The sequence below is a fragment of the Natrialba taiwanensis DSM 12281 genome, from assembly GCF_000337595.1.
Taxonomy (GTDB): domain Archaea; phylum Halobacteriota; class Halobacteria; order Halobacteriales; family Natrialbaceae; genus Natrialba; species Natrialba taiwanensis.
Genome location: NZ_AOIL01000048.1, coordinates 79251 through 100346, shown reverse-complemented (window position 1 = coordinate 100346; position 21096 = coordinate 79251). Strand labels below are relative to the sequence as shown.

Below are 21096 nucleotides of genomic sequence, written 5' to 3'. Positions count from 1 at the left end.
CACAGTATGTGATAAGTATATTTCGATAATCAGATCAATTATTTGATATGAGGACGTACAGAGATCCGAGACGGATTGTAACCGGAAGAAGAACGGTAACTCACGGAGCCACCGCAATCTATCTCGTCAAAACTCGCGAGTAACGGGTGAAAAACGGCGCAAACAGTCCGCTATGCGTTCCGAGTGGCTTGAAAAATTCGAACGCCGAAGCCAGGACTCGAACCTGGGACAACCTCGTTAACAGCGAGGTGCTCTACCATCTGAGCTACTTCGGCTCAATTCGTGATTGGCGTGTTCTTTTGATAGGGCTTTCGTTTTCGCTTCCGGCGGTTCGACACCCTTTCACGCACCGCACGAGTAGTTGCGCGCAAATGAGCGACGACGATGCAGTCGACGAATCCAAAACGGATTCGGGGTCCGACTCAGATCCAAACGCAGGTTCAGGCTCAGATGCATCCCCCGACGAACGCGACACTGGTCCCGACAGACACGACGAAATCAGCAAACAGGACGAGTTCAGTCGCGTCGTCGCCGCCGTCCGGGATCGCGTCGACCCCGACGAGGCGGAACGCGAACGGCTACAAGAAGTCGCGAACCGCCTCGCCACCCGTGCCGCCGACGCGGCGACTGACCGCTGCCCCGACGCCGACGTGATACGGGTCGGCTCGACGGCCAGGGACACCTGGATCAGCGGCGACCGCGATATCGATATCTTCGTCCGCTTTCCGCCCGAACTCGACCGGGAGACGCTCGAGGAGTACGGTCTCGGCGTCGGCCACGTCACCCTCCCCGAGGGCCACGAGGAGTACGCCGAGCACCCCTACGTCACGGGCACCGTCGACGAGTTCGATATCGATGTGGTCCCGTGCTTTCGCCTCGAATCCGCGACCGAAATCCGCTCGGCCGTCGATCGGACGCCCTTCCACACGCAGTATCTGGAGCACCGACTCGACGACGCCCTCGCGGCCGACGTGCGCGTCGCAAAACAGTTCCTGAAGGGGATCGGAGCCTACGGCAGCGACCTCCGAACCCGTGGCTTCAGCGGCTACCTGACGGAACTGCTCATCTGCGAGTACGGCGGCTTCCGACCACTCCTTGCGGCTGCCGCCGACTGGCAACCGCCGGTCGAACTCGACCCCGAGGATCACGGCCGGGAAACGTTCGCCGACCCCCTCATCGTCATCGACCCCACGGATCCCGAGCGAAACGTCGCCGCCGTCTGTTCCCCCGAGAACGTCGCCCGCCTCCAGCACTACGCCCGCGAGTTCATCGACGCGCCGACCCTCGCGTTCTTCGAGGCCGACGACCCCGACCCGCTGACCGAAACCGAACTCTGCGAGCACCTGACGGCGCGGCAAACGACGCCGATCGCCGTTCGGTTCGACGCGCCCGACCTGGTCGCGGATCAGCTCTACCCGCAACTCCGGAAGTCCCGCGACGGCATCACGCAGGGGCTCGACGACCGCGGGTTCGACGTCTTCCGGACGACGACGTTCGCGGATGAGACCGCCGCGGTGTTCGGCGAACTCGAGGTCGCGGAGCGGCCGGCAGTCGAGCGCCACGACGGCCCGCCGGTCCACGTGCGGGCCCACGCTGAAGGGTTCTACGAAACCTACGCGGACGATCCGGATGCGTACGGACCGTTCATCGACGGCGACCGGTACGTCACCGAGCGCGAGCGCGAGTTCACGAGCGCGCAGGCGTTCCTCGAGAGCGAGCGACTGTTCGACGTGGGACTCGGCGCACACGTCGAGACTGAACTCGAATCGGGGTACGAGGTGCTGGTCGGTGACGAGGTGACGGCGTTACTCGGCGAGTTCGGACGCGAACTGCGGGCGTATTTCGAGCCGGAGCCCTGAGGACGCGACTGGTCGCTGGTAGCGGTGATGACGAAACGCGACGACTTACAGGTCGATAGCTAAGTCGTGGGCCGCGAGAACGTCTTCGAGCACCGAGACGACCTGCTCGTCGAGTTCGTCGTCGTCGGGTTGGATCGGGTCGCGGCCGTCGAACGTCTCGTGGACGATCGAGACGCTGTCCGCAAGGACATCGAGTCCGTAGCCGCCTTCGAGGACGAACGCGAGGGACGCGTCGGTGTCGGCGGCGAGCGTTCGCAGTCGGTCGGCCAGCAGTGCGTAGGCCTCGGTCGAGAGGCGGATGCGCGAGATGGGGTCGTGACGGTGAGCGTCGAACCCGGCGCTGACGAGTAAGAGGTCGGGGTTGAACGACTCGAGTGCGGCCGCGATCGGGCCGTCGACCGCCGCGAGGTAGCCGGCGTCGTCCGTTCCGGCGGGCATCGGGATGTTCATCGTCGTCCCGGTGGCGTCGCCGGCACCGGTTTCGTCGATATCTCCGGTGCCGGGATAGAGCCCCTGTTCGTGGATCGAGACGAAGAACACGTCGTCGCGGTCGTAGAAGATATCCTGGGTGCCATTGCCGTGGTGAACGTCCCAGTCGACGATTGCGACGCGGTCGACGTCGTAGTCGTCGTGGTCGAGGGCGTGCTGGGCGGCGACGGCGACGTTGTTCACGAAGCAAAAGCCCATCGCGTCGTCCGTGACGGCGTGGTGGCCCGGCGGCCGACCGATCGAAAACGGCGTTTGACGACCCGTTTCGCCCGACAACGCGGCATCGACGGCCCAACAGGCCTGGCCGGCGCTGTACCGAATCGCATCCCAGGTGTCCTCGACGGCGGTCGTATCGGGGTCCCAGTTCCCGCCGCCATCGGCGCAAAACGACTCGACGGATTCGACGTACGCGCGATCGTGAACGGCCGCGATTTCGTCGAGCGAACAGGGATCGCCCTCGACGTACGCGACGCCGTGTTTTTTCTTCAGCCGCTCTCTGATCGCCCGTAGCCGGTCCGAAGACTCCGGGTGGCGCGAACCGGGATCGTGTGCGAGGCAGACCTCGCTGTAGCCAAATTGCATCTCACACTCACTCGAACAGCGAGAAGTACGTCTCGATGTCGTCGTCGATAATCGTTCGCCGATCCGCGTGGCGGGCGAGGATCGCCGACGCACCCGCGACGTTGTCCGCGTAATCCTCGAGAATGTCCGCCAGTGCGACGCGAGCGTCCATCGAGACCCGGTAGCGGTCGTCTATCTCCAGTCTCGCGATCCGGTCGACCGGCGCAACCGGCAACTCGAGTTCGTCCTTTTCGACGACGGTTTCGACCTCGAAATCCGACGCCATCAGCGTCTTCCGTCCGTCCGCAGTGGCGCGGTCGGCAGCGTCGGTCGCGAGGTCACTCCCGCGGTCCTGAATCCGGGCAGCGAGTTCGGCCGACGCGTCGGCGCTCACCCGAAGATCACCCGCGTTTCGCCGGATAATCGTATCCACCGGCGCGAACGGGAGTTCGACGTTCATATCATGCTAGGCGAAGCTAACTCCCTTAACGCTTTTCCTCGCCGATCGCGAGGCGAGGACTGCCTAGAACACGTCGTTTGCGTCGAGTCGCCCCTCCCGAACGACGCCCCGCGCAGTGATTTCCTCGCCGAGGCCGACATCGGCCTCGGTCTCGACGCTCATCGTCGTCTCGCCGTCGTCGAGCACGACCGGGCTGCCGGCCTGCACCACGACGCCGGTGAACTCGAGTTCGTCGCCGTCCGATGGCTCGCCGGTGTCGGTGGCTCCGGCCTCGTCCTCGTTCTCGTCCTCGTCCGCGGTCGCGCGGCCGTCCTCGTCCCCGGAAGTGTCATTTTCATCATCGGTCGTCACAGCGTCGTCGGCAGCTGCGCCGTCCGCGAACGCGGAAAGTCCCGCGTTTTCGTCGCTCGCTGAACTCTCGTCGCCAGCTGCGCTCGGACCGCCGGCACTGTCGGACTCCGATTCGAGGATCGTGATCGTCGACTGCCAGCCGGCGGAGGCCTCAAGATCGTCCTGCCAGCCGTCCTGAATCTCGACGTCGCCGAGTGCGACCTCGTCGCCGGGACCGATATCGAGATCCGCCTTCTCGCCCCAGAGCGCGACGCGAATGTCGCCGGTCGCGTCCTGGACGCGGACGTTCTTGACCTGGCCCTCGGAGCCGTCGTCGCGGTCGAACGTCCGCTTCGGGTCCGTCGATCGAACGACGCCGGCGAGATCGACCGTCTGGCCGATCTCGAGGTCCTCGATCGGCGTGCTTTCCGGGACGTACTCGATATCGGCGTCGACCGTCTCGACTGCCCCCCGGTTGCCGACGTGGAGTTCGAGCGAGCCATCGCGCTCGCGAACGTAGCCGTCGACGACCTCGACGGTCTCGTCGGCCTCGAGTTCGGTCGCGAGGTCCGCCTGGTCATCCCAGAGCGTGACGCGGACGCGGCCGGTCGAGTCGCCGAGGACGAGATTCGAGACCTTTCCCTCGGAGCCGTCGTCGCGGTCGAACGTACGAACAGTGTCGGTGTCGAGGACGAGTCCGACGAGGTTGACGTTCGACAGGCCGAGCGAGAGGCTCTCGACGGTGTAGGTGTCCGAGACTTGCACGTCGATTTCGGTGTCGGGATCCGGTTCGACCTCGTCGACGCTGACTTCGACGCCGCTGAAACCGTCCTTCGGGCGACCCTTGATCCGCAGGACTTGACCGTCTTCGAGTTCCTCGATGGCAGCGTCGGCGTGCTCGTCCCAGAAGGCCGCGCGGACGGAACCGGTCTCGTCAGCGACCTCGACGTTGACGACCTGGCCGTCCTCGTCCTCGCCGTCGCGTTCGAAGGTGCGGCGCTCGCCGATCGAGAGCACCTTGGCGACGAACTTCGCTTCCTTCATGCCGGGCTCGATATCGGCGATGCCCCCGACCTCGCGATCGCCGACCTCGTGAGCAATCAGCATCGCCGCCGTCTCCTCGTCCGCGAGTCCCCCCATCTGCTCGACTTTGTCCTCGACGGCCTCGCGAAACTCCTCCAGAGAGATGTCGGCCTCGAGGTCTTCATAGACGCCCTCGATGTCGCTCATTCTATGCTCGTGCATGAGTAGCCCGCGCATAAGCGTTGTCCATTCGTCGTGTGCGCGCTCGATAACCTGACTCCCCAGTCGTGGACCGGAATCGATATCGATACCCCCGGACTGTGACGATCTCCATCTGTACCCCTCTCTGGACTCGTCTCCGTACTTGAACTCGCGGTCCGGCCTCTACCACTCCTTGGTNCCCCCGGACTGTGACGATCTCCATCTGTACCCCTCTCTGGACTCGTCTCCGTACTTGAACTCGCGGTCCGGCCTCTACCACTCCTTGGTGGTACTGAGCGCGGTCTAGAACGTGAACTCGAAGCTACCCGCCCCGAATCATGAGTGAGTGAACCAGGCATAATCGACCGAACCAGGCCCGTTTCCCGGTCACTTTCGAAAGGGCTTTAATGATCACCGGGTTACGAAGAGATGAGTCCTGATAGGGTAGTGGACTATCCTCTTGGCTTGCGGAGCCAGGGACCGGAGTTCAAATCTCCGTCAGGACGCTTCTCTTCAGTACAATATCGCGAGCGTAGCGGGCAGCACGTGGCGAAAATCGATACGCAGAATCGGTACGCGGAGATCAGTAGCCACGTTCGAATCCGGAAACGAACGACGCGAGTGGTCGGAACGGCTCCGATAGGGACTGATGGCAGTCAGTTTCGGCGCAACCGCCGGGGGCACGGCTGCGCCGGGAAATCGGTACAGTAGGCAGTCTGCAATTCCACCACACCGGGACGCAGCCCTGTGTTACCCGACATATCCGTCTTTCATCACGTTCACCCGATACCGATGGAGCAGTTTTCGGAGCCGATAGCACCGATTTCAGGTTACCATTGAAGAGAAGAGATATGTCGTTTGATTAGGTAATCCCCAATGGTGATTAGTAGAACGGAGAGAAACCGGACGGGATTTAGACAGACTTTTATAAGATGGTGTGGCCGTTCTTCCAAGAAGTGGGATGGACTCGGAACTGGGACAGCAGAAAAATGCACGTACCGCATCGTCGACCACCGTCCGCCGCGAGTTCGAACTCTCACGGTCCGCATCGCTTGCCGCCATCGAGACCGTGTCGACGGCTGCCGACTGTGACCCAACCGAACTCGTGCCGCTCTACGAGGTGATCGATCCTGACGCACTCGATGCGCTCTTTGGTTCACAGAGCGACCTAGCGGATCCGGAGACGCGGGTTTCGTTCGGATACGAGGGCTTTACTGTGATCATTACTCGTCACGGGCAGAAGTTGACAGTAAAAGCGAACCACCAGACGGAGTGAGACGGATACTGTCAGAACCGCGAAACGCGAAACCGCGAGCCTTGGCTCTGGTATCTGGAATCTGACGCGTAATAGAGGCATGACATCGCCGTTGCGATGGCTGCTGTAGACTCTCACCCAAGACAGGCGGTGCTGTGCGGTGAAAAGCGGTGAGAGGAGTAAGCCCCCTTCTGTTCGTCCCGGCATTCGGCTGAGCATCCGTGCCGTTGCGGCGCGGCCGCGTTGTTCGGGCTACCACGGCACGGACTTGCACCGGTGAGGATTCGCCGTTCCATCGGTCCTCGGTCGTCTGAGCGCAGCCGGTCGCGTCGTTTGCGGTCGACGGCACGAGCCGTCTGCCGTGTGATCTCCCAATGGGACACCACGAACCGTCGCGACCCGTGGGTTCGAACCACGGCCAGACTGCACACCCTCTGCGGGTCAACTGCCCTTCCTCGCGGTCGGGGTCGCACGCATCATCGGTCGGACCGAGACGTGTCGTTTCTGTTCCAGAGCCAGCGGTCTCCCGCTCTGGACTTGCGTCCAGTCACCTGCCCGAACAGGTGGGGGGACTTTCCTCGCGGGCGTGGCCCCTCCCGACAGGAGGAGTCACGTTCGTCGCGGGTCACCGATCGGTGCCCGCAGTCAACTGGCGAGTCGTTACCGACTCACCCGCCGCGGCAGCCAGGCTCTCTCTCCACCGATTGTAGGTCCCGCTGGTGAATAAGTCCCTCGGTTGGAATCGTCCCGATTCCCGCCGATACGACGCCGTTCTCGCGGGTCACAGCACTGGTCTGCCTCTCGAAACGGAATGGAAGCGTTTTAGGACGACTATCCCTATGTACATCTGTATGTCCCAGGGACAGGGCGTCAACCTCTCCTACGAAGACGGTGCACGTGCAGTTGAACTCGCGCGTGAATCCGTCGAATCCTACGTCGAACACGGGCAACGAGAACAACCGGGCAGTATGCGAGAAAGCTTCTACGAGCGAACTGGTGCGTTCGTTCGACTCGAGTCCACGCGAGGCCGCGGAAGCCTGCGTGGCTGTGCCGGTGGCTACCGTTCGGGCGAACAGCTCGGCCACGTCATTGTCGACGCGGCCATCGAAGCAGCCAGCGAAGATTCGTGTGGCTCCGAGATTAGCCCCTCGGAACTGCCGAACCTCACCGTCTCGGTCTGTGCGGTGAGAAACGTCATCCTCACTGACGATCCGATCGCCGATCTCGAACTCGGCACGCACGGAGTCGCCATCGACGGCGGCGAAGGCGGCTGGCTCTACCCGACGGTGCCGGTCGAACACGGCTGGAGCGCACGCGAATATCTCGACCGGACCTGTCGAAAGGCCAAGCTCGCCCCCAACTCCTGGCAGGACGACGACGTCGTCGTCACCCTCTTCGAGGGCCAGGTCTTCCGCGAGCGCGAGGCCGACGGCAGCATCGAAGAACTCTGAGCAGGCGTCGTCTTCACGGAAGAAACCGCATCCGAACAGCGACGCGTCGCGAACGCTTCTCGTGCAGAGATTGTCACCGCTGTACCGACGATCATATCGACGGTCTCGAACGGCCACGGCAGTCCGTCGTGCAATGGCACCGACGAGAGTTCAGTTCATCGAAGCCGCCGAGACGATGAGCGCGGCCGCTGCGAGTTCAGTTTTGAAATCGGCGTCGAGTTCGAACGAAACCGTCCCGCCGAGGACGCTTCGCGGGCTACTCGCCGTGCTCCGCGGATGATCGCGCCGGAGAGTGACGGTTCGCCTTGAGCAGTTCGTCGATCGCCGCGAAGAACGCGTGTAATACGAGCCAGAGGACGGGGATGTTCACGAGCAAGAGGAAAATGAAAGCGAGCGGGCCGAACGGGCCGATCAGTCCGGCAAAAAGCAGGACGAATCCGTTGAAAAAGGCGGCACCGAAACCGATGACGACGAGTTTGAAGAAGAGTTTGTTCGTGATTTCGATGTGCGGCGGGGAGGACTGTTCAGTCATTCTACTAACCGATTTCCGAGAGCGCGTGATTACGCTTCCGATTCTTCGAATCCGACCGCGTCCGCGTCCGCCAGACAGCGCTCGCTCGCCTCGTCGAGATCGAACTCGCGAACGATCTCGCCGTCGCGGACGAGCGGTTCGAGCAGCGGGTCGGCGTCGTCTGGCGCGTCGCTATCAGCGAGCGCGACGTGATGACCGCCGTCGGCGGTCCGGTAGACCGCCTTTACGCCCGAGAGTTTGCCCCGCTTGGAGATGGGGTCGCCCTCAAGCTCAACGATATCGAGGCTGAAGTCCAGCGACGCTGCCTCCGTGATGTGACTCCCGACGCCGAAGCCGTCCGCAACGTCTCGCAACTCGCGGATCGAGTTCGGTCCGAGCCCGCCGCTACAGAAGATGTCGACGTCCTCGTAGCCGCGGGCGTCGAGTTCCCAGCGCACCTCGCGGACGATGTGCCGAAAGTCGCCGCGGCGCGAACCCGTGGTGTCGATGCGTACGCCGTCTAAGTCGTCGCCGAGCGTCTCGGCGGCCAGCAGGCTCTCGCTCGTTTCGTCCCAGAACGTATCGACCAGCGCGATTCGGGGCACGTCCTCGGGGACGGCTTCATCGAAGGCCTCCCAGGCCGCGGCCTGGTTGCCCTCGCCGAAGCAGAACATGAGCGCGTGGGGCATCGTGCCACTCGCCTCGCGATCGAGGATGTCTCCCGCCGCAACGTGTGAGAACCCGTCGAGACCGGCGAGCAGCGCCGCGCGTTCGACCGTCGATGCTATCGAGGGGTGGACGTGGCGAGCGCCGAAAGAGAGGACGGACGACTCCGGCGCGGCCAGTCGCGCTTCGAGTGCGGCCGTTGCGAAGCCGCTCGGTTGCGACAGAAAGCCGAGCAGCGAGGTCTCGAGTGCGGCGAACTCGCGGTACGGACCCTCGATGCGGAGAACGGGGCCGCCATCGAACAGTTGCCCGTCAAGAAGAGCGTCGACATCGACGGCACAACCCTCAAAGAGCGTTGCAACGTCTTTGATGCCGGTGAAGACGTCGAACTCGCCGGTCGGGAACTGGTCTGCGGTCACTTCGGCGACGACGTGCGGGTTCTTGCCCGCGTGCTCGAGAGTCGTGTGGGTTCGCTCGAAGTAGGCGTCCGTCGCGGTCCCCTCGAGAATCGCAGCAGGGGGAATGGTTCCGAACGGGTTTGACATAGCGTCGATTTCCTCCGGGGAGCAAAAAAGCTACCCGTCTCCGGCGCTCACGGCGGCGAGGCGGGACGCTGAATCGACGGCTCGATCGGAAGCGAGAGCCCGAACGGAAGCGAAAGCAGGAGCGAGAACGCGGTAACGGAAACGACACGCGTTCGACGTAGAACGACCCAGCCGCCAGTCGCGAGGACGAGAACCGACCCGAGGGCGACGGCTCCGATACCGACTCCGCTATCCGGGATCAGCGCGCCGATGAGCGACTGGTCGTCGTCCGAAGCGGAGGAATCGTCATCCCCGGTACCACCGGTGCTAGCTGTGATCGTATCATCGCCAGCGGGTGCGGCCCCGTCCTCGACGGCGTCGAGTTCAGCGACCGACGGCGCGCGCACGATCGACACCGTCTCGCCGCTCACGTCGAGATAGTACGCTCCCGGGTAGTCCGATTCGATCTCGTAGGTGTTCTGGCGGTCGTCGACCGGTTCGGCATTGTGGTTGGCAAGCAGTTCGAGGTAGGCACCGGCGAACGCCTCGGCGTCGTCGGTCGTCGTCCACTCGGTCCGCCAGACGTATCCCGTTTCGGTGACCGCGTCGTCGACCGTCTCGTTCGAACCGCCGGCGGCGGCATCGGCGGCGTCGTCGGTCACGTACGTCACGAGTTCGTCGCCGGCCCACCCGTCGGTCTCGGGCTGGTCGAAGTCATAGCCCATGCTGGACTCGAGGAAGTCGGACTGCTCGATCACGGGCTGGCGGCCCCACTCGAACGCGTCGGCGGTGAACATCGAGACCATGCCGGCTTCGCCGACGGTCTCGTTGGCGACCGCGCCGTCGACCTCGAGTTGCTGCCACCCCTCGGACGATCGGTCCGCGACCTCGACGGAGGCGGGGTCGCGTTCCTCGCTCGGCCGAATCGTCTCCGCCGAACTCGCCGGCGGATCGTCGTAGGCCGCGTTGACGGCCTCCCAGTCGTACTCGCCCGCCTCCCACGCCGCCTCGTCCGTGGCCTGCTCCAGCAAGAACTCGACGTAATCCGGGCCGTCGTCGTAGGGCTGATAGATCGTCAGGTAGAGTCCCCAGTTGAGGTCGGATTGGCCGGGCGTGCCGCGTTCGGGCTGGAGACAGGCCCACGCCTCGCCGCAGCGGCGTTCGTACTCGCTGTCGACCCAAGAGGCGTCGCCCTCGATAAGTCCGTTCACGGCGTTGTCCTGATCGATCGTCTCGCGCTCGTAGCCGCTCAGTCCGAACTGCTGGTCCTGCAGCGCGTGGACGAGTTCGTGGCCGAGCACGGGTTCGTTAGGCGTCGGCGTTCCCGAACTCTCGGAGACGATGACGATCTGTTCGGTTTCGGGGTCGTAGTAGCCGTTGACGGACCCGCCGTATAGCGATTCGGCGGCATCCGTGGCATCGGTGTTCCGATCCACCATAAACAGCGCCTCGTAGTTGACGTTCTGTTGCAGTCGCATGGCACCGGTGGCGTTCGCGAAGACGCTGCCGTTTTCGGTCTGTTCGTTCCGGTATTCCTCGCGGGAGACGACATCGACCGAGACGTCCTCTTCGAAAGTCAGGTTTCGAATGACCTCGACACGGGCCATCGATCGCGAGATGACGGCGTCGAGTTCACCCTCGGCGAGCGTCTGGTTGTCGCGGTCGTCGACGGGGAGTTCGTCGTCGTACCAGTAGCCGTCGACGTAGCCGATCGTGTCGTTAGTCGATGGATCGGCCGGCCGGTCGTCCGTCGCCGGGGAGTTCGGTTGCCCGTTCTCATCCGAGTCGGAAGGGGGACCGACGGCGAACGGCAGGAAGCCGCCGGCACCGGCAACCACGAGGACGAGAAGTGCGAAAACAGCCAGACCGCCCAGAAGCCGTGTGCGCGTCGAGTTCATCGGGATAGGATAGTCAGTCGTACGAAAGCAACCGGCAAAAGGACGACGGTCGGTGGTCGACCCGTTTCATCGGAAGATCACACTCATCCGGCGTCGATCACGGACAACCGTCGCGAACGTTTTTGCGAGCGCGTTCGTAGGGACACCCATGACCCTCGACCTCGATCCGACGCGCACGGCGATCGTCGTCGTCGACATGCAAAACGGGTTCTGCCATCCCGACGGCACGCTGTACGCACCAGGTAGCGAGAGCGTCATCGACCCCATCGCCGAACTCGTCGCCCGCGCCCGCGACGCCGGCGCGCGGATCGTCTACACTCGGGACGTGCACCCGCCCGAACAGTTCGAGGACACACACTACTACGACGAGTTCGCCCAGTGGGGCGAGCACGTCCTTGAGGACTCCTGGGAGGCCGAGATCGTGGACGGGCTCACCGTCAGTCCCGACGACCACGTCGTCGAAAAACACACCTACGACGCCTTCTACAACACCGAACTCGAGGGCTGGCTGAACGCCCGCGGCATCGACGACTTGGTCATCTGTGGCACGCTCGCGAACGTCTGCGTGCTCCACACCGGCGGCAGCGCCGGCCTGCGCGACTTCCGCCCGCTCATGATCGAAGACTGCATCGGTGCGATCGAGGACGACCACCGCGAGTACGCCTTAGAGCACGCCGACTGGCTGTTCGGAGAAGTCCTCACCCGGGAGGACGTGACGTTCGACGCGGCGTGACGCGGCGCGAAGGTTCGACCACCGGCCTGCGCGACCAGGGCAAGGGCCAAGGGAAAAAGCAAGAACGAGAACGAGAACACGAACAAGAGCAACGAGCGTTTTACTCCCCCCTTCGAATCCCTCCGCATGGAACTGAATTCGCGTCGCCTGCAGTCGATGTACGTCCTCGGGATACTCCTCAACGCAGTCGCGCTGGTGGCCTCGGCGACGAGCGGTGAACTCCTCTACGCCGGCACGTTCGGGCTCATCATGTGTTATCTGGGGCTTCGACTGTGGATGGTAGCGTAACGCAACCAGGAGCCACAACGAGCCACACTCGGTCGGTATCGCTACGGTCGGGTCTGGCTGCACTCGCGAGAGACAACTCGTGAGCGCGACCGGCAGACTCAGTCCGATCCCTGACGGAACACGCGATAGGAACCCTGGCCCGTCGCGACCTCCCTGGTTTCGCCATCGGGCGTCGTACTCTCGACGGTCACTTCGCTGACGCCGACGGTACCGCCGACACGAACCACGTTTGCCGTCGCCGTCAGATCGCCCGTTGCCGGCCGGAGGTAGTTCACGTTGAGGTTGATCGTCGCGATCGAGGATTCGACGGGTTGCTCGAGTTCAGTTCGGAGCGCGAGGCCGCCGGCAGTATCGATGAGCGTGGCGGCGATGCCGCCGTGGATATCGGGGCGCTGGTCGGAATCGGTTGCGGGTGCCGGGCGGACGTTCGTCAGTTTTTGGTCGTAGGGAATGGAGATGGTCATCGAGCCCGGACCGACGCTGTCGACGGACGTGCCGATCCACGAGAGGAAGTCCTGGTGGTCGTCGATGTACTGCTGGAGGAACTGTGCGATCGCGTCGTAGTCGCTCGTCGCGCCTGCGGTGTCGTCGGTCATGCCCTGTGCTCTGTCACCAACTGTCTTGATGACTGCGCTTTGGTGTTTCTCTCGTGGCGAATATTTCGATCGCTCGGCGGCGAACCGCTTCCGCGGGAAACGAGCGATCCGTCGCTTACCGTTCCGGTCGAACGCGAACCTGCACTGCGTCGCCGATCTCGAACGCTTGTTCCGGACAAATGAGTTTCACACCGAACTCCGAATCGCGCGCACAGAACAGCGACAGTCCCGTTATCGGCTCCCCGTTCGCCGTGACGGCCACGTCGTCCCACGCGATTGATCGTCCATCGTCAGCAGAGCGGACGCCGAGCCGGTCCTCGTTTAGCGAGACGAGTTCAGCTGCGGCTGAATCTGCACCTACACTCACACCTGTCTCTGCACCGACATCTGATGCCGAACTCGCGAGGAGTCCGCCGCCGTCGTAGTGCGGTAGGCCACCGTCGAGAACGCCGCCGTTGGAGTGATACTCTGACGAGGACCGGCTCAAGCTGGTCGGCCCACCGGTGTCAGCGCGGACGCCGACGAACTCGGCACCCGGGTTCGGGTGTGCCGGCTCGTTGAGGATAGCGTAGGTTTCGCCGGTTGCGACGACCATCCCCGTGCCGTCCCAGTCGAGCGGTTGCGGATCGACGCCGAGTTCGAGCGGCAGCGACCCCGATGCGCGATAGGGGTTCTGTTCGGGGGCGCGAAAGCCGACGTGGAGGTGGTTATCGACCCACGGGGCGAAGAACCCGGCGCGGACGAGTTCGCCGAGCGAGTCGCCGCGGTCGACGCGGTCGCCGGCCGCGACCGTTGGGTCGACGTGGAGGAGCCGAGCGGTCAATCCGGCGCAATCGTCGGGGCCGTCACAGTCGATCAGGACGAGGTGGTCGTGCTCGACGGCATAGGGTTGCTGCGGTGCGCGGACGGTTCGCGTCTCGCGGACGGTCCCGGAGACAGGACTCGGCGCGATGGTTGTCCGGCCATCGCGGGGTGGCTCGGGGTAGAGGTCGATCGCACAGCCGGCGTCGTGTGCGGGATACGGCGAGTTATAGAGCGAGAAGCGGGCGTACTGGGCGAGTACCGATTCGGGGAGTGTAACGGAAGCTGTGGCGGCCATCGGCCGAGTTCACCTGGTCATGTTCCTCTGTGCAGCGGGACTGTTTAGGTGCGTCGACACGAACGGGCTGTGTATGCGAGTGCTCCGTGGTCGTGCCGAGACGATCGACGCGGATCGGCGGGTGACCACACGCCTGCTCGAGATCGCGGCCGACGGCGAGTCCGCGGTTCGTGTCTGGACGCCCCACCGGCAGGTCGCCTTCGGCCGCCGGGATCGCCGGCTGGAGGGATACGACCGCGGTCGCGAACTCGCGGACGAACGCGGCTTTCCATCGGTCGAACGGGACGTCGGGGGCCGTGCGGTCGCCTACGACGGCGAGACGACGCTCGCCTTCGCTCGCGCCGACCCCGTTGCGGACTTCCGGCAGGGGACCGACGAGCGCTACGAACGGCTCACCGCGGCCGTCGAGCGCGCGCTCTCGGAACTGGACTGCGAGACAGTCCGCGGCGAACCGTCGAACTCGTTCTGTCCCGGCTCGCACTCGATTTCGACGCGAGCGGCGGGCGGCTCACTACAAAAGCTCGTCGGGCTCGCCCAACGCGTCCGGCAGGACGCGGCGGTCACTGCCGGCATCGTCCTCGTCGACAACCGCGATGAACTCGCAGCCGTTCTCGCTGCGGTCTATGACGAACTCGACGTGGCGTTCGATCCCGAGTCAGTCGGAACGGTCGCGGCCGCAGACGGCCAGGTCGATTCCGGCGTCGTCCGAGCGCGGTTCGAGGATGCGCTTATCGGTGAAGAAGACTCGGCAAACGTGACGGTCAGTGCGGTGACGTAGGCGGTCGAAATAGCGAAATTGACGGAAAACGAGGCCTGGAAACGAAAGCGAGGGACGGGGATCGCCGGACGAATCTCGATCAGACATCCAGGATCTCAAAGTATGTATTTCCAGACAATTGGCCGCTACATTTACAATTAGATGGGTAAAAAACGCGATCAGCGATCGGTTCGGACCTGACTCGCACGCGGGAGCGGATACAACGGTCGATAGTCGATAATCGCGCTTTCGGCGGCAGCGAACGGGGATCGTTGCCAACGACCACACAGAAACGCACGGCGACCGGACAGTACCGAATCGCATCCGGAGGATCATGATCCGACGCATGACACTGACACGGACCTGGGGGGATGGGGCAATCGAGACGAATCGAGCGATGGGACGCCTCGAGGGGGCGGCCGAACTCGCAACGAGAATGAGCCCCGCACAAGCACTCCCTGACGGGTTTTTTCTCATCGACGTTGCCGATATTCTCACGATCGTCTTCGTCGTCATACTCGTGTTCCTGTTCTGGCGGACGTACCAGATACAGGATCTCATGGCGTCGATCCAGCAGACGCAGGCGGAGCTAATGGAACAACAAACGGCCTTTCTGAAGGCGAACCACCGGCCGATTATCGACCTCGAAGCGGTCGGTGCCGAGCAAAATACACTCCACGTAACACTCCAGAATCGAGGGAACGGTCCCGCACGGAACCTTCAATTGCAGTGTGTCGTTTACAAACAGAACGGGGAGACGACGAACGGGCCGACCGAATTGCGTGATACTCCACGGCGTACCGACTCCGTTGCGGATCCGACCTGGACTCACCTCTGGAAGGCGTCTGCCCCGCAACTGGAGGGCGACCGCGGTACCCAGAATCCCGGTCCACACGACGGAATCGAACCGAACAGTTTACCGACCCAATTCGAAGCGGATATCTCGTTCGCGGGGACGCCCGAAACGCGACCCCACGAATCGTCCTTCTCCGAAGTAATGGAACAGATCCGCCGCGAGTGGTCCGTCGAACACATCGCACTCGACTTCCATATCGCGTTCACCGACGTGACAATAGAAACGCACACACAGCCGATCGGCTCGTTCGGTAACGTTCCAACGACTACCGTCTACACGCTGGAAGAGGCCATCGACGACGCACAGATTCGTGCCCCCATCGGCGACGCCGTCTCGAACGAGCACGTTTCGTCGGTGTCGCCGGCCGAGATGCAACCGAACACGGCCGAATGACGTGACCCGATCAGGACTGCCCCGTCTCTCGCGACACCCGTCACTGTAAACGTCGTCCGCGCGTCGCCGTGCGACTCGGGGCAACCGACTCAGCGGACACCGGCCGCGAATCAGACTCAGACGGTCTGCCGTACCGATTTCCCGGCGCAACCGCAGCGCGAGGCGCGGGTGCGCCACAACCGACCGACAGCAGTCCGTCTCAGCAGGGACCGGAATCGAGTCGACCGTTCAGCGCCATCGAGTGATCGTCGTAGTACGCATAGAGGTTCTGTGGTGCCTCGTATCGGCCGCCGTAGTGTCCGGCCGGCCCGTTCGAGTCAATGATGTTGTCGTCGTGGTCCTCCGTGAACCGGAAGTTCGTTCGCTCGTAGACGAGTTCGTCATCGAGCCAGTAGCGGACGATGCCGTCCGGATTCGCCACGCCGTTCGTGATCGTGTTCACGCAGACGTAATACTTGAACTCGTACCAGTTTCCGGGGACGATTTCTGGTTGCCCGTAGGCGTACTCCTCGCCATCCATGATGAAGTCGTGGTCCTGGTTCTGATCGAGGTGGTACGTGTGCGAGAGGAGGTAAAACGGGCCCTCGGGATCGGAATCCCGATTGGTGATGTACATCCGGTTACTCCAGCCGTTGGAACCGGTGGGCATACCGCCGCCAGCGCTGCCTCCGCCGAGTGCCATCGCACAGTTCCAGAGCCGGCAGTTCGCCGGGTAGCGGCCGGCCATTCCCCATCCAGTGTCGAGCCCGAACCGAACGCGGCCGGTGAGTTCGAACAGGCCGTCCTCGAAGTCGTAGTGCATGCTCGCGCCCCAGTGGTTACCCTCACGAACCTGCAGTTGCAATGCGGTGTTCTCGGAGTAGACCGGATCGGTGACGAGGTCGAGCGTCTCGCTGTCACCGTTCGACAACCGGTAGATGTCGTCCCAGCTATCGTAGTCGTCGTAGTCGAGGTGAATCACGTCGTCCGGCCGGTCACACGCCGCTGCCGCGCGGTCGGTGCCAACGCCGAGAACGCCGAGGAGACCCCCTGCACCGAGCACACCGCCCGCGCGTAATGTTTGTCGACGCGTGACGCCAGCGTCAGTTGATCCGGTCGAAGAACGATCGGTCGATTCCGCCTCGGAATGCCGTGCTGGCGCGTGCCCATCACCGCCAGCGGGATATTCAGCCATGCACGTCCCACTCTCAGACGCCGGTGGATAGTATCGAATTTGCTACCTGACTGTTCCAATAGCAAAAACAGTATTCCACGGTGATTACCATCAGGGCCGGATAGTTCCTGTTGCCACAACAGTCACGACATCCCGGCTCGTTCCGACCGCACCACCGGTCGGCCGAGTGAACTCGATCGCTTTCACCGTTTGGCGGTGGTTTACGAGTCGTCTTCCGCTCGCAGTTCCTCACTCGCCGCTCGAACCTCCCGCATTACGCTCGAGATACGCTCTTCGGCCTCGAGTTCGTCTTCGACGGAGAGGTCGACGCCCTCGACCTCGAGCAGGAATTTCGCGACTTCCGTGGATTCGTACATCACGTCGTCGAGTTCCTCGGCGGTGAAAAAGTCACACATCGCGCCATAGAGGAAGGTGGCTCCGGCGGTGCGGACCTTATCCTCGAAGGACGAGCGGGCCTGGTTGACCGCCTGGGGCGTGTAGGTGTCGGTCATGAACGGGACGAGTTCGGGCAGGTTCTCGCCGATCTTGGTCATCTCGACGCCGGTTTCGGTCCGGAAGTCGGCACAGAGGCGGGCGATGGCCCACTCGCGGGCGGTGATGTAGGTCCGGTCGCGCAGGAACTCGTTGACGCGGTCGTACTGTGCGCCGTCCATTTTCTTGAAGCGGGCGTATTTCTGGACATCATCAGGGATGTCGGATTCTTCGGGTTCGGTGTCCGGAACGCCCGGCATGGAGCCGGCTGACGTGTCGTCAGGATTCGAGTTGGGTTCGGAGGAGTCGGTTGCAGCGGGTTCGGTTCCGGCGGAGTTCGATTCGGTTCCGGCGGAGTTCGATTCGGTTCCGGCGGAGTTCGATTCGGTTCCGGCGGATTCCGATTCCGTTTCCGTTTCCATTTCTGTTTCCGTTTCGGAGCGGGATGCGGACCCGGCTGCGTCGTCGGCTGTCACGGCGGTGGTGGCGGACTCATCAGCCGCGGTCGATCGATCGAGTTCTCGTCGCTCGTTCGGTGCGTCCTCGTCCATAGCCGTGTATTCCGAGACGCGCGAGATAAGGGTTGTTCTCGACGGCGACACCGCCGGTAGAAGGCGGTCAGTCGGTGCCGTCCGGATAAACTCCGTCCGCATCCTTCGGAGTTCGACCGGATTTAAGTCCGTTAAGGATCTTCGGTACTGTATGCCACAGACGCCAGTCGTAGTCAAGGCCGTGCGGACACCACAGGGCAAAGAGGATGGCGTGTACGCCGATCTTCGCAGCGAAGACCTCTCGGTCCCGCTCATCGACGACATCCTGGCCGAAACCGGCCTCTCCGGCGAGGACGTCGACGACCTGATGTGGGGCTGCGCCCAACAGCGCGGCGAGCAGGGCAACAATCTGGCCCGTGTCATTGCCCTGCTCTCTGAACTCGGCGAGAGCGTCCCGGCGACGACGATCAACCGCTGGTGTGCCTCCTCGATGCAGGCCGTCATCTCCGCCTCGGACGCCATCGCCGCCGGCAACCGCGACGCTGTCATCGCCGGTGGCGTCGAGAGCATGAGCCGCGTCCCGATGGGCGAAAACACCCCGAACGTCCACCCGAAGATGGCCGAACTGTACAACATGGGTGAACTCCAGATGGGGATGACCGCCGAGAAGGTCGCCAAAGAGTACGGCGTCAGTCGCGAGGAGCAGGACGAGTACGCCGCCCGCAGCCAGCAGCGCGCCGTCGAGGCTACCGAGGAAGGCCGCTTCGACGACGAAATCGTCCCAATCGAAACCGAAGACGGCACCGTCGAGGAAGACGAGGGCCTGCGTCCCGGCACGACCGCCGAGAAACTCGCAGAACTGCCGACCGTCTTCAAGTCTGAGGGCTCCGTCACGCCCGGCAACGCCTCCCAGATCTCTGACGGCGCGTCCGCCCTGCTGGTCACGAGCGAGGAATTCGCCGAGGACCACGACCTCGAGATCATGGCCGAAATCGGCATGAACAACGTCGCCGGCGTCGATCCGACCGTCATGGGCATCGGCCCGGTCCCCGCAACGCGGGGCCTGCTCGAGCGCAACGGCCGCGACATCGACGAGTACGACCTCGTCGAACTCAACGAGGCCTTTGCCAGCCAGTCGATCTACTCCCGCGACGAACTCGGCATCGACCCCGAGATTTTCAACGTCAACGGCGGCGCAATCGCCATCGGCCACCCGCTCGGTGCCTCCGGTGCGCGCCTGCCAGTGACGCTGATCAACGAACTCCAGAAGCGCGGCGGCGGCCTCGGACTGGCGACGCTGTGTGTCGGCTTCGGCCAGGGTGCAGCGATCGAGTTCGACGTGAACTAAGCCGGGTGAACTCGTTCGGGTGTTGTCCAGGACCACCGGTTCGTCTGCCGGCCGAGTATCGCGCCGGACCGACACACGTTTTGTTGCGGACAGGTTCCGTTCGGATATGGATACACTGGATCGGTTCTCCCATCGACACCGCCCGGCTACTGTACATTGGGACCTCGACCGACGATGACGACATCCAACCGCCGACTGCTCCAGTTGCGGATGGTCGTCTCGCTTGCGCTGCTCGGATTCGTCCTGATCGGCTTCATCGCCGGCATCTGGGGCGTATTCTACGGGATCCTGTCAATCGTCGGCGTCGAGAAACCGGTGACGACGGCGTCGGTGATCAGCGTCTGTCTACTGGCGTGTATCGCCGCCCTCGAGTTCACCCAAGTTTCGACGGTCGAACGATTCGCGGGAGCCGCGCCGGTCGACAGCGACACGGAACCGGAACTGTACCGGACGGCGACGACGGTCGCAACGATGCTCGACGTGCCCGTACCGACGATCGCGATTTCTGACAGTCACGCACCCGAAGCGATGGTCGTCGGCTACCGGCCGGACGCGATTCACCTTGTACTCTCCGCGGGCACGATCGATGCGCTCGATGCGGATGAACTCGAGGCGGTGATCGCACACGAACTCGCCCACGTGAAAAATAGGGATGCGATGGTGATGACGGCGCTTTCGGTTCCGGTGGTGCTCGCGGCGGGATTGCGAACGCGCCTTCCCGAACCGGCAGGCAAGGGAGCAGCGTCGATCGTCATCGTTCCGTTGCTGTTCATTTCGAACGTCGTCTGGATCGCTGGACGAACGATCACGGCCGTTCTCGCTCGCGTTCGCGAGCGCGCCGCCGACCGCGCGGCCGCCGAAGTGACGGGGTCGCCCGCGGTTCTCGCAACCGCCCTGGCCACCCTCGATAATCGAATCCAAGCGACGCCGACCCGGGACCTCAGAGCGGTCGAAAGCGTTTCGTCGCTCTCGATTCTGCCGCTGGAAGCCGATCCGGGGAGTCGAGATATTCGTCTCGGCCCGGAGGGCGACATCGAGCCGTCGTACCAGTGGTTCGACCGGCTGAAGTGGCGACTCTTTACGACCCACCCGCCGACCGAGGACCGACTCGAGACGCTTCGGTCGCTCGAACGTGAACGGGCGCTGGAATCGGTACGAGACAGAGAAGACCAGGATTGAGATCGAGACCAAACCGAAATCGAACAGAGCAACGCAACGCGGTCGCGAGCACCGACAGTCGATTTACAACCCTCGGGCACGTACATCGGCCATCCCATGGACCCGCTGCTCCTGGCCATCGTCGTCGGCATTCCCCTCGCCTGGCACGTCGGGCTGATCGTGTTCACCTACTACGACGCCGGGAAGGTTGGGCTGGAGCCCCCCGCGAAGTGGGCGGCGATCACCGCCGTGCTCCCGCTCTTTGGCTTTTTCATCTACCTCTTCGAGCGCAGTGAACTCGACTACGATCCAGAAACGGATCCCTACCGGGGAAACAACTTCAATATCCATTCCTCTCGGGCCGACGACACGCCGCTTCGGTCCCGCGGGGATGACCGACTCACGCCGGATGGCGAAGTCGGCGAGTGGACCGACGAGGACGCCGATGAAAACGACCGATCGAGTTCAGGTCCGAAGTAGCGCCATAGCGGCGGCGGAGTAACG

21 protein-coding genes, 2 tRNA genes and 1 other RNA gene are annotated in these 21096 nt (G+C 63.4%); 12 read left to right on the top strand and 12 right to left on the bottom strand.

The features are described 5' to 3' along the window. Positions 1-202: 202 nt before the first annotated feature. Positions 203-275, bottom strand: a tRNA-Asn gene (locus tag C484_RS12590). Between the two features lie 96 nt (positions 276-371). Here C484_RS12590 and cca point away from each other — a divergent pair. After that, positions 372-1859, top strand: a complete 1488-nt coding sequence (gene cca, locus C484_RS12585) for a CCA tRNA nucleotidyltransferase (RefSeq protein ID WP_006826307.1) — start codon at positions 372-374, stop codon at positions 1857-1859. A gap of 45 nt (positions 1860-1904) precedes the next feature. Here the strand turns inward: cca and C484_RS12580 are convergent, their stop codons facing one another. From C484_RS12580 to C484_RS12570, 3 genes are all read right to left on the bottom strand, one after another. Next, entirely contained in the window at positions 1905-2930 is a 1026-nt protein-coding gene (locus tag C484_RS12580; RefSeq protein WP_006826306.1) for a histone deacetylase family protein, read from the bottom strand. 7 nt (positions 2931-2937) lie between these two features. Further along, positions 2938-3369 carry a histone family protein gene (locus C484_RS12575; RefSeq protein ID WP_006826305.1) on the bottom strand — a complete coding sequence of 144 codons (432 nt, stop codon included), beginning with the start codon at positions 3367-3369 and terminating at the stop codon, positions 2938-2940. Positions 3370-3432: 63 nt separating this feature from the next. Continuing rightward, the gene (locus C484_RS12570; protein WP_006826304.1) at positions 3433-4929 is read right to left on the bottom strand and encodes a single-stranded DNA binding protein; all 1497 of its coding nucleotides are present in this window, start codon (positions 4927-4929) and stop codon (positions 3433-3435) included. A 427-nt stretch (positions 4930-5356) separates the two neighbouring features. Here C484_RS12570 and C484_RS12565 point away from each other — a divergent pair. Beyond that, positions 5357-5429: transfer RNA gene (locus C484_RS12565), tRNA-Arg, on the top strand. A gap of 455 nt (positions 5430-5884) precedes the next feature. Then, the gene (locus tag C484_RS12560) at positions 5885-6199 is read left to right on the top strand and encodes a HalOD1 output domain-containing protein (protein ID WP_006826303.1); all 315 of its coding nucleotides are present in this window, start codon (positions 5885-5887) and stop codon (positions 6197-6199) included. A 151-nt stretch (positions 6200-6350) separates the two neighbouring features. Here C484_RS12560 and rnpB read toward each other — a convergent pair. Continuing rightward, positions 6351-6776, bottom strand: an RNA gene (rnpB, locus tag C484_RS12965) — RNase P RNA component. A gap of 253 nt (positions 6777-7029) precedes the next feature. On the opposite strand from rnpB, the gene C484_RS12555 reads away from it, so the two are divergent. Both C484_RS12555 and C484_RS23460 read left to right on the top strand, forming a co-directional pair. Beyond that, complete coding sequence (locus C484_RS12555; protein ID WP_006826302.1) at positions 7030-7629, top strand: TIGR00296 family protein; 600 nt, start codon at positions 7030-7032, stop codon at positions 7627-7629. A gap of 133 nt (positions 7630-7762) precedes the next feature. Further along, positions 7763-7909: a hypothetical protein gene (locus tag C484_RS23460; protein ID WP_160164246.1), complete on the top strand. Its 147-nt coding sequence runs from the start codon at positions 7763-7765 to the stop codon at positions 7907-7909. Here the strand turns inward: C484_RS23460 and C484_RS12550 are convergent. Genes C484_RS12550 through C484_RS12540 form a run of 3 tightly spaced genes read right to left on the bottom strand, consistent with a single transcriptional unit; the run spans position 7886 to position 11228 of the window. Next, positions 7886-8161: a hypothetical protein gene (locus C484_RS12550; protein WP_006826301.1), complete on the bottom strand. Its 276-nt coding sequence runs from the start codon at positions 8159-8161 to the stop codon at positions 7886-7888. The two genes, C484_RS23460 and C484_RS12550, sit on opposite strands and share 24 nt — an antisense overlap. Before the next feature lie 29 nt (positions 8162-8190). Further along, positions 8191-9351: a nicotinate phosphoribosyltransferase gene (locus C484_RS12545; RefSeq protein WP_006826300.1), complete on the bottom strand. Its 1161-nt coding sequence runs from the start codon at positions 9349-9351 to the stop codon at positions 8191-8193. Positions 9352-9398: 47 nt separating this feature from the next. Continuing rightward, positions 9399-11228, bottom strand: a complete 1830-nt coding sequence (locus C484_RS12540; protein ID WP_006826299.1) for an Hvo_1808 family surface protein — start codon at positions 11226-11228, stop codon at positions 9399-9401. A 148-nt stretch (positions 11229-11376) separates the two neighbouring features. Here C484_RS12540 and C484_RS12535 point away from each other — a divergent pair, with 148 nt between their 5' ends. Beyond that, positions 11377-11961, top strand: coding sequence for a cysteine hydrolase family protein (locus C484_RS12535; protein WP_049915440.1), 585 nt, complete (start codon positions 11377-11379; stop codon positions 11959-11961). 126 nt (positions 11962-12087) lie between these two features. After that, complete coding sequence (locus C484_RS23690) at positions 12088-12249, top strand: hypothetical protein (RefSeq protein ID WP_006110546.1); 162 nt, start codon at positions 12088-12090, stop codon at positions 12247-12249. Positions 12250-12347: 98 nt separating this feature from the next. Here the strand turns inward: C484_RS23690 and C484_RS12530 are convergent, their stop codons facing one another. After that, the gene (locus tag C484_RS12530) at positions 12348-12845 is read right to left on the bottom strand and encodes a PaaI family thioesterase (RefSeq protein ID WP_006826297.1); all 498 of its coding nucleotides are present in this window, start codon (positions 12843-12845) and stop codon (positions 12348-12350) included. A 115-nt stretch (positions 12846-12960) separates the two neighbouring features. Further along, positions 12961-13944: a hypothetical protein gene (locus C484_RS12525; protein ID WP_006826296.1), complete on the bottom strand. Its 984-nt coding sequence runs from the start codon at positions 13942-13944 to the stop codon at positions 12961-12963. 73 nt (positions 13945-14017) lie between these two features. Here C484_RS12525 and C484_RS12520 point away from each other — a divergent pair, with 73 nt between their 5' ends. Beyond that, entirely contained in the window at positions 14018-14722 is a 705-nt protein-coding gene (locus C484_RS12520; RefSeq protein WP_006826295.1) for a lipoyl protein ligase domain-containing protein, read from the top strand. A gap of 325 nt (positions 14723-15047) precedes the next feature. Further along, positions 15048-15950, top strand: coding sequence for a hypothetical protein (locus C484_RS12515; protein ID WP_239640978.1), 903 nt, complete (start codon positions 15048-15050; stop codon positions 15948-15950). Between the two features lie 199 nt (positions 15951-16149). Here C484_RS12515 and C484_RS12510 read toward each other — a convergent pair whose 3' ends face one another. Beyond that, the gene (locus tag C484_RS12510; protein ID WP_006826293.1) at positions 16150-16992 is read right to left on the bottom strand and encodes a hypothetical protein; all 843 of its coding nucleotides are present in this window, start codon (positions 16990-16992) and stop codon (positions 16150-16152) included. 332 nt (positions 16993-17324) lie between these two features. Further along, positions 17325-18146 carry a DUF5806 family protein gene (locus tag C484_RS12505; protein WP_193364813.1) on the bottom strand — a complete coding sequence of 274 codons (822 nt, stop codon included), beginning with the start codon at positions 18144-18146 and terminating at the stop codon, positions 17325-17327. Positions 18147-18297: 151 nt separating this feature from the next. Between C484_RS12505 and C484_RS12500 the strand changes: the two genes are divergently transcribed. The 3 genes from C484_RS12500 to C484_RS12490 all read left to right on the top strand — a co-directional run bounded on the left by C484_RS12500 (position 18298) and on the right by C484_RS12490 (position 21072). Next, entirely contained in the window at positions 18298-19434 is a 1137-nt protein-coding gene (locus tag C484_RS12500) for a thiolase family protein (RefSeq protein WP_006826291.1), read from the top strand. A 174-nt stretch (positions 19435-19608) separates the two neighbouring features. Continuing rightward, a complete protein-coding gene (locus C484_RS12495) occupies positions 19609-20613 on the top strand; it encodes a M48 family metalloprotease (RefSeq protein WP_006826290.1) in 1005 nt (334 codons plus the stop codon). Between the two features lie 96 nt (positions 20614-20709). Beyond that, positions 20710-21072 carry a hypothetical protein gene (locus tag C484_RS12490; protein WP_006826289.1) on the top strand — a complete coding sequence of 121 codons (363 nt, stop codon included), beginning with the start codon at positions 20710-20712 and terminating at the stop codon, positions 21070-21072. Positions 21073-21096 lie beyond the last annotated feature (24 nt).

Coding starts and splice junctions, on each gene's coding strand:
- cca (WP_006826307.1), top strand. CDS start 372: ATGAGCGACGACGATGCAGTCGACGAATCCAAAACGGATTCGGGGTCC.
- C484_RS12580 (WP_006826306.1), bottom strand. CDS start 2,930: ATGCAATTTGGCTACAGCGAGGTCTGCCTCGCACACGATCCCGGTTCG.
- C484_RS12575 (WP_006826305.1), bottom strand. CDS start 3,369: ATGAACGTCGAACTCCCGTTCGCGCCGGTGGATACGATTATCCGGCGA.
- C484_RS12570 (WP_006826304.1), bottom strand. CDS start 4,929: ATGAGCGACATCGAGGGCGTCTATGAAGACCTCGAGGCCGACATCTCT.
- C484_RS12560 (WP_006826303.1), top strand. CDS start 5,885: ATGGACTCGGAACTGGGACAGCAGAAAAATGCACGTACCGCATCGTCG.
- C484_RS12555 (WP_006826302.1), top strand. CDS start 7,030: ATGTCCCAGGGACAGGGCGTCAACCTCTCCTACGAAGACGGTGCACGT.
- C484_RS23460 (WP_160164246.1), top strand. CDS start 7,763: ATGGCACCGACGAGAGTTCAGTTCATCGAAGCCGCCGAGACGATGAGC.
- C484_RS12550 (WP_006826301.1), bottom strand. CDS start 8,161: ATGACTGAACAGTCCTCCCCGCCGCACATCGAAATCACGAACAAACTC.
- C484_RS12545 (WP_006826300.1), bottom strand. CDS start 9,351: ATGTCAAACCCGTTCGGAACCATTCCCCCTGCTGCGATTCTCGAGGGG.
- C484_RS12540 (WP_006826299.1), bottom strand. CDS start 11,228: ATGAACTCGACGCGCACACGGCTTCTGGGCGGTCTGGCTGTTTTCGCA.
- C484_RS12535 (WP_049915440.1), top strand. CDS start 11,377: ATGACCCTCGACCTCGATCCGACGCGCACGGCGATCGTCGTCGTCGAC.
- C484_RS23690 (WP_006110546.1), top strand. CDS start 12,088: ATGGAACTGAATTCGCGTCGCCTGCAGTCGATGTACGTCCTCGGGATA.
- C484_RS12530 (WP_006826297.1), bottom strand. CDS start 12,845: ATGACCGACGACACCGCAGGCGCGACGAGCGACTACGACGCGATCGCA.
- C484_RS12525 (WP_006826296.1), bottom strand. CDS start 13,944: ATGGCCGCCACAGCTTCCGTTACACTCCCCGAATCGGTACTCGCCCAG.
- C484_RS12520 (WP_006826295.1), top strand. CDS start 14,018: ATGCGAGTGCTCCGTGGTCGTGCCGAGACGATCGACGCGGATCGGCGG.
- C484_RS12515 (WP_239640978.1), top strand. CDS start 15,048: ATGACACTGACACGGACCTGGGGGGATGGGGCAATCGAGACGAATCGA.
- C484_RS12505 (WP_193364813.1), bottom strand. CDS start 18,146: ATGGACGAGGACGCACCGAACGAGCGACGAGAACTCGATCGATCGACC.
- C484_RS12500 (WP_006826291.1), top strand. CDS start 18,298: ATGCCACAGACGCCAGTCGTAGTCAAGGCCGTGCGGACACCACAGGGC.
- C484_RS12495 (WP_006826290.1), top strand. CDS start 19,609: ATGACGACATCCAACCGCCGACTGCTCCAGTTGCGGATGGTCGTCTCG.
- C484_RS12490 (WP_006826289.1), top strand. CDS start 20,710: ATGGACCCGCTGCTCCTGGCCATCGTCGTCGGCATTCCCCTCGCCTGG.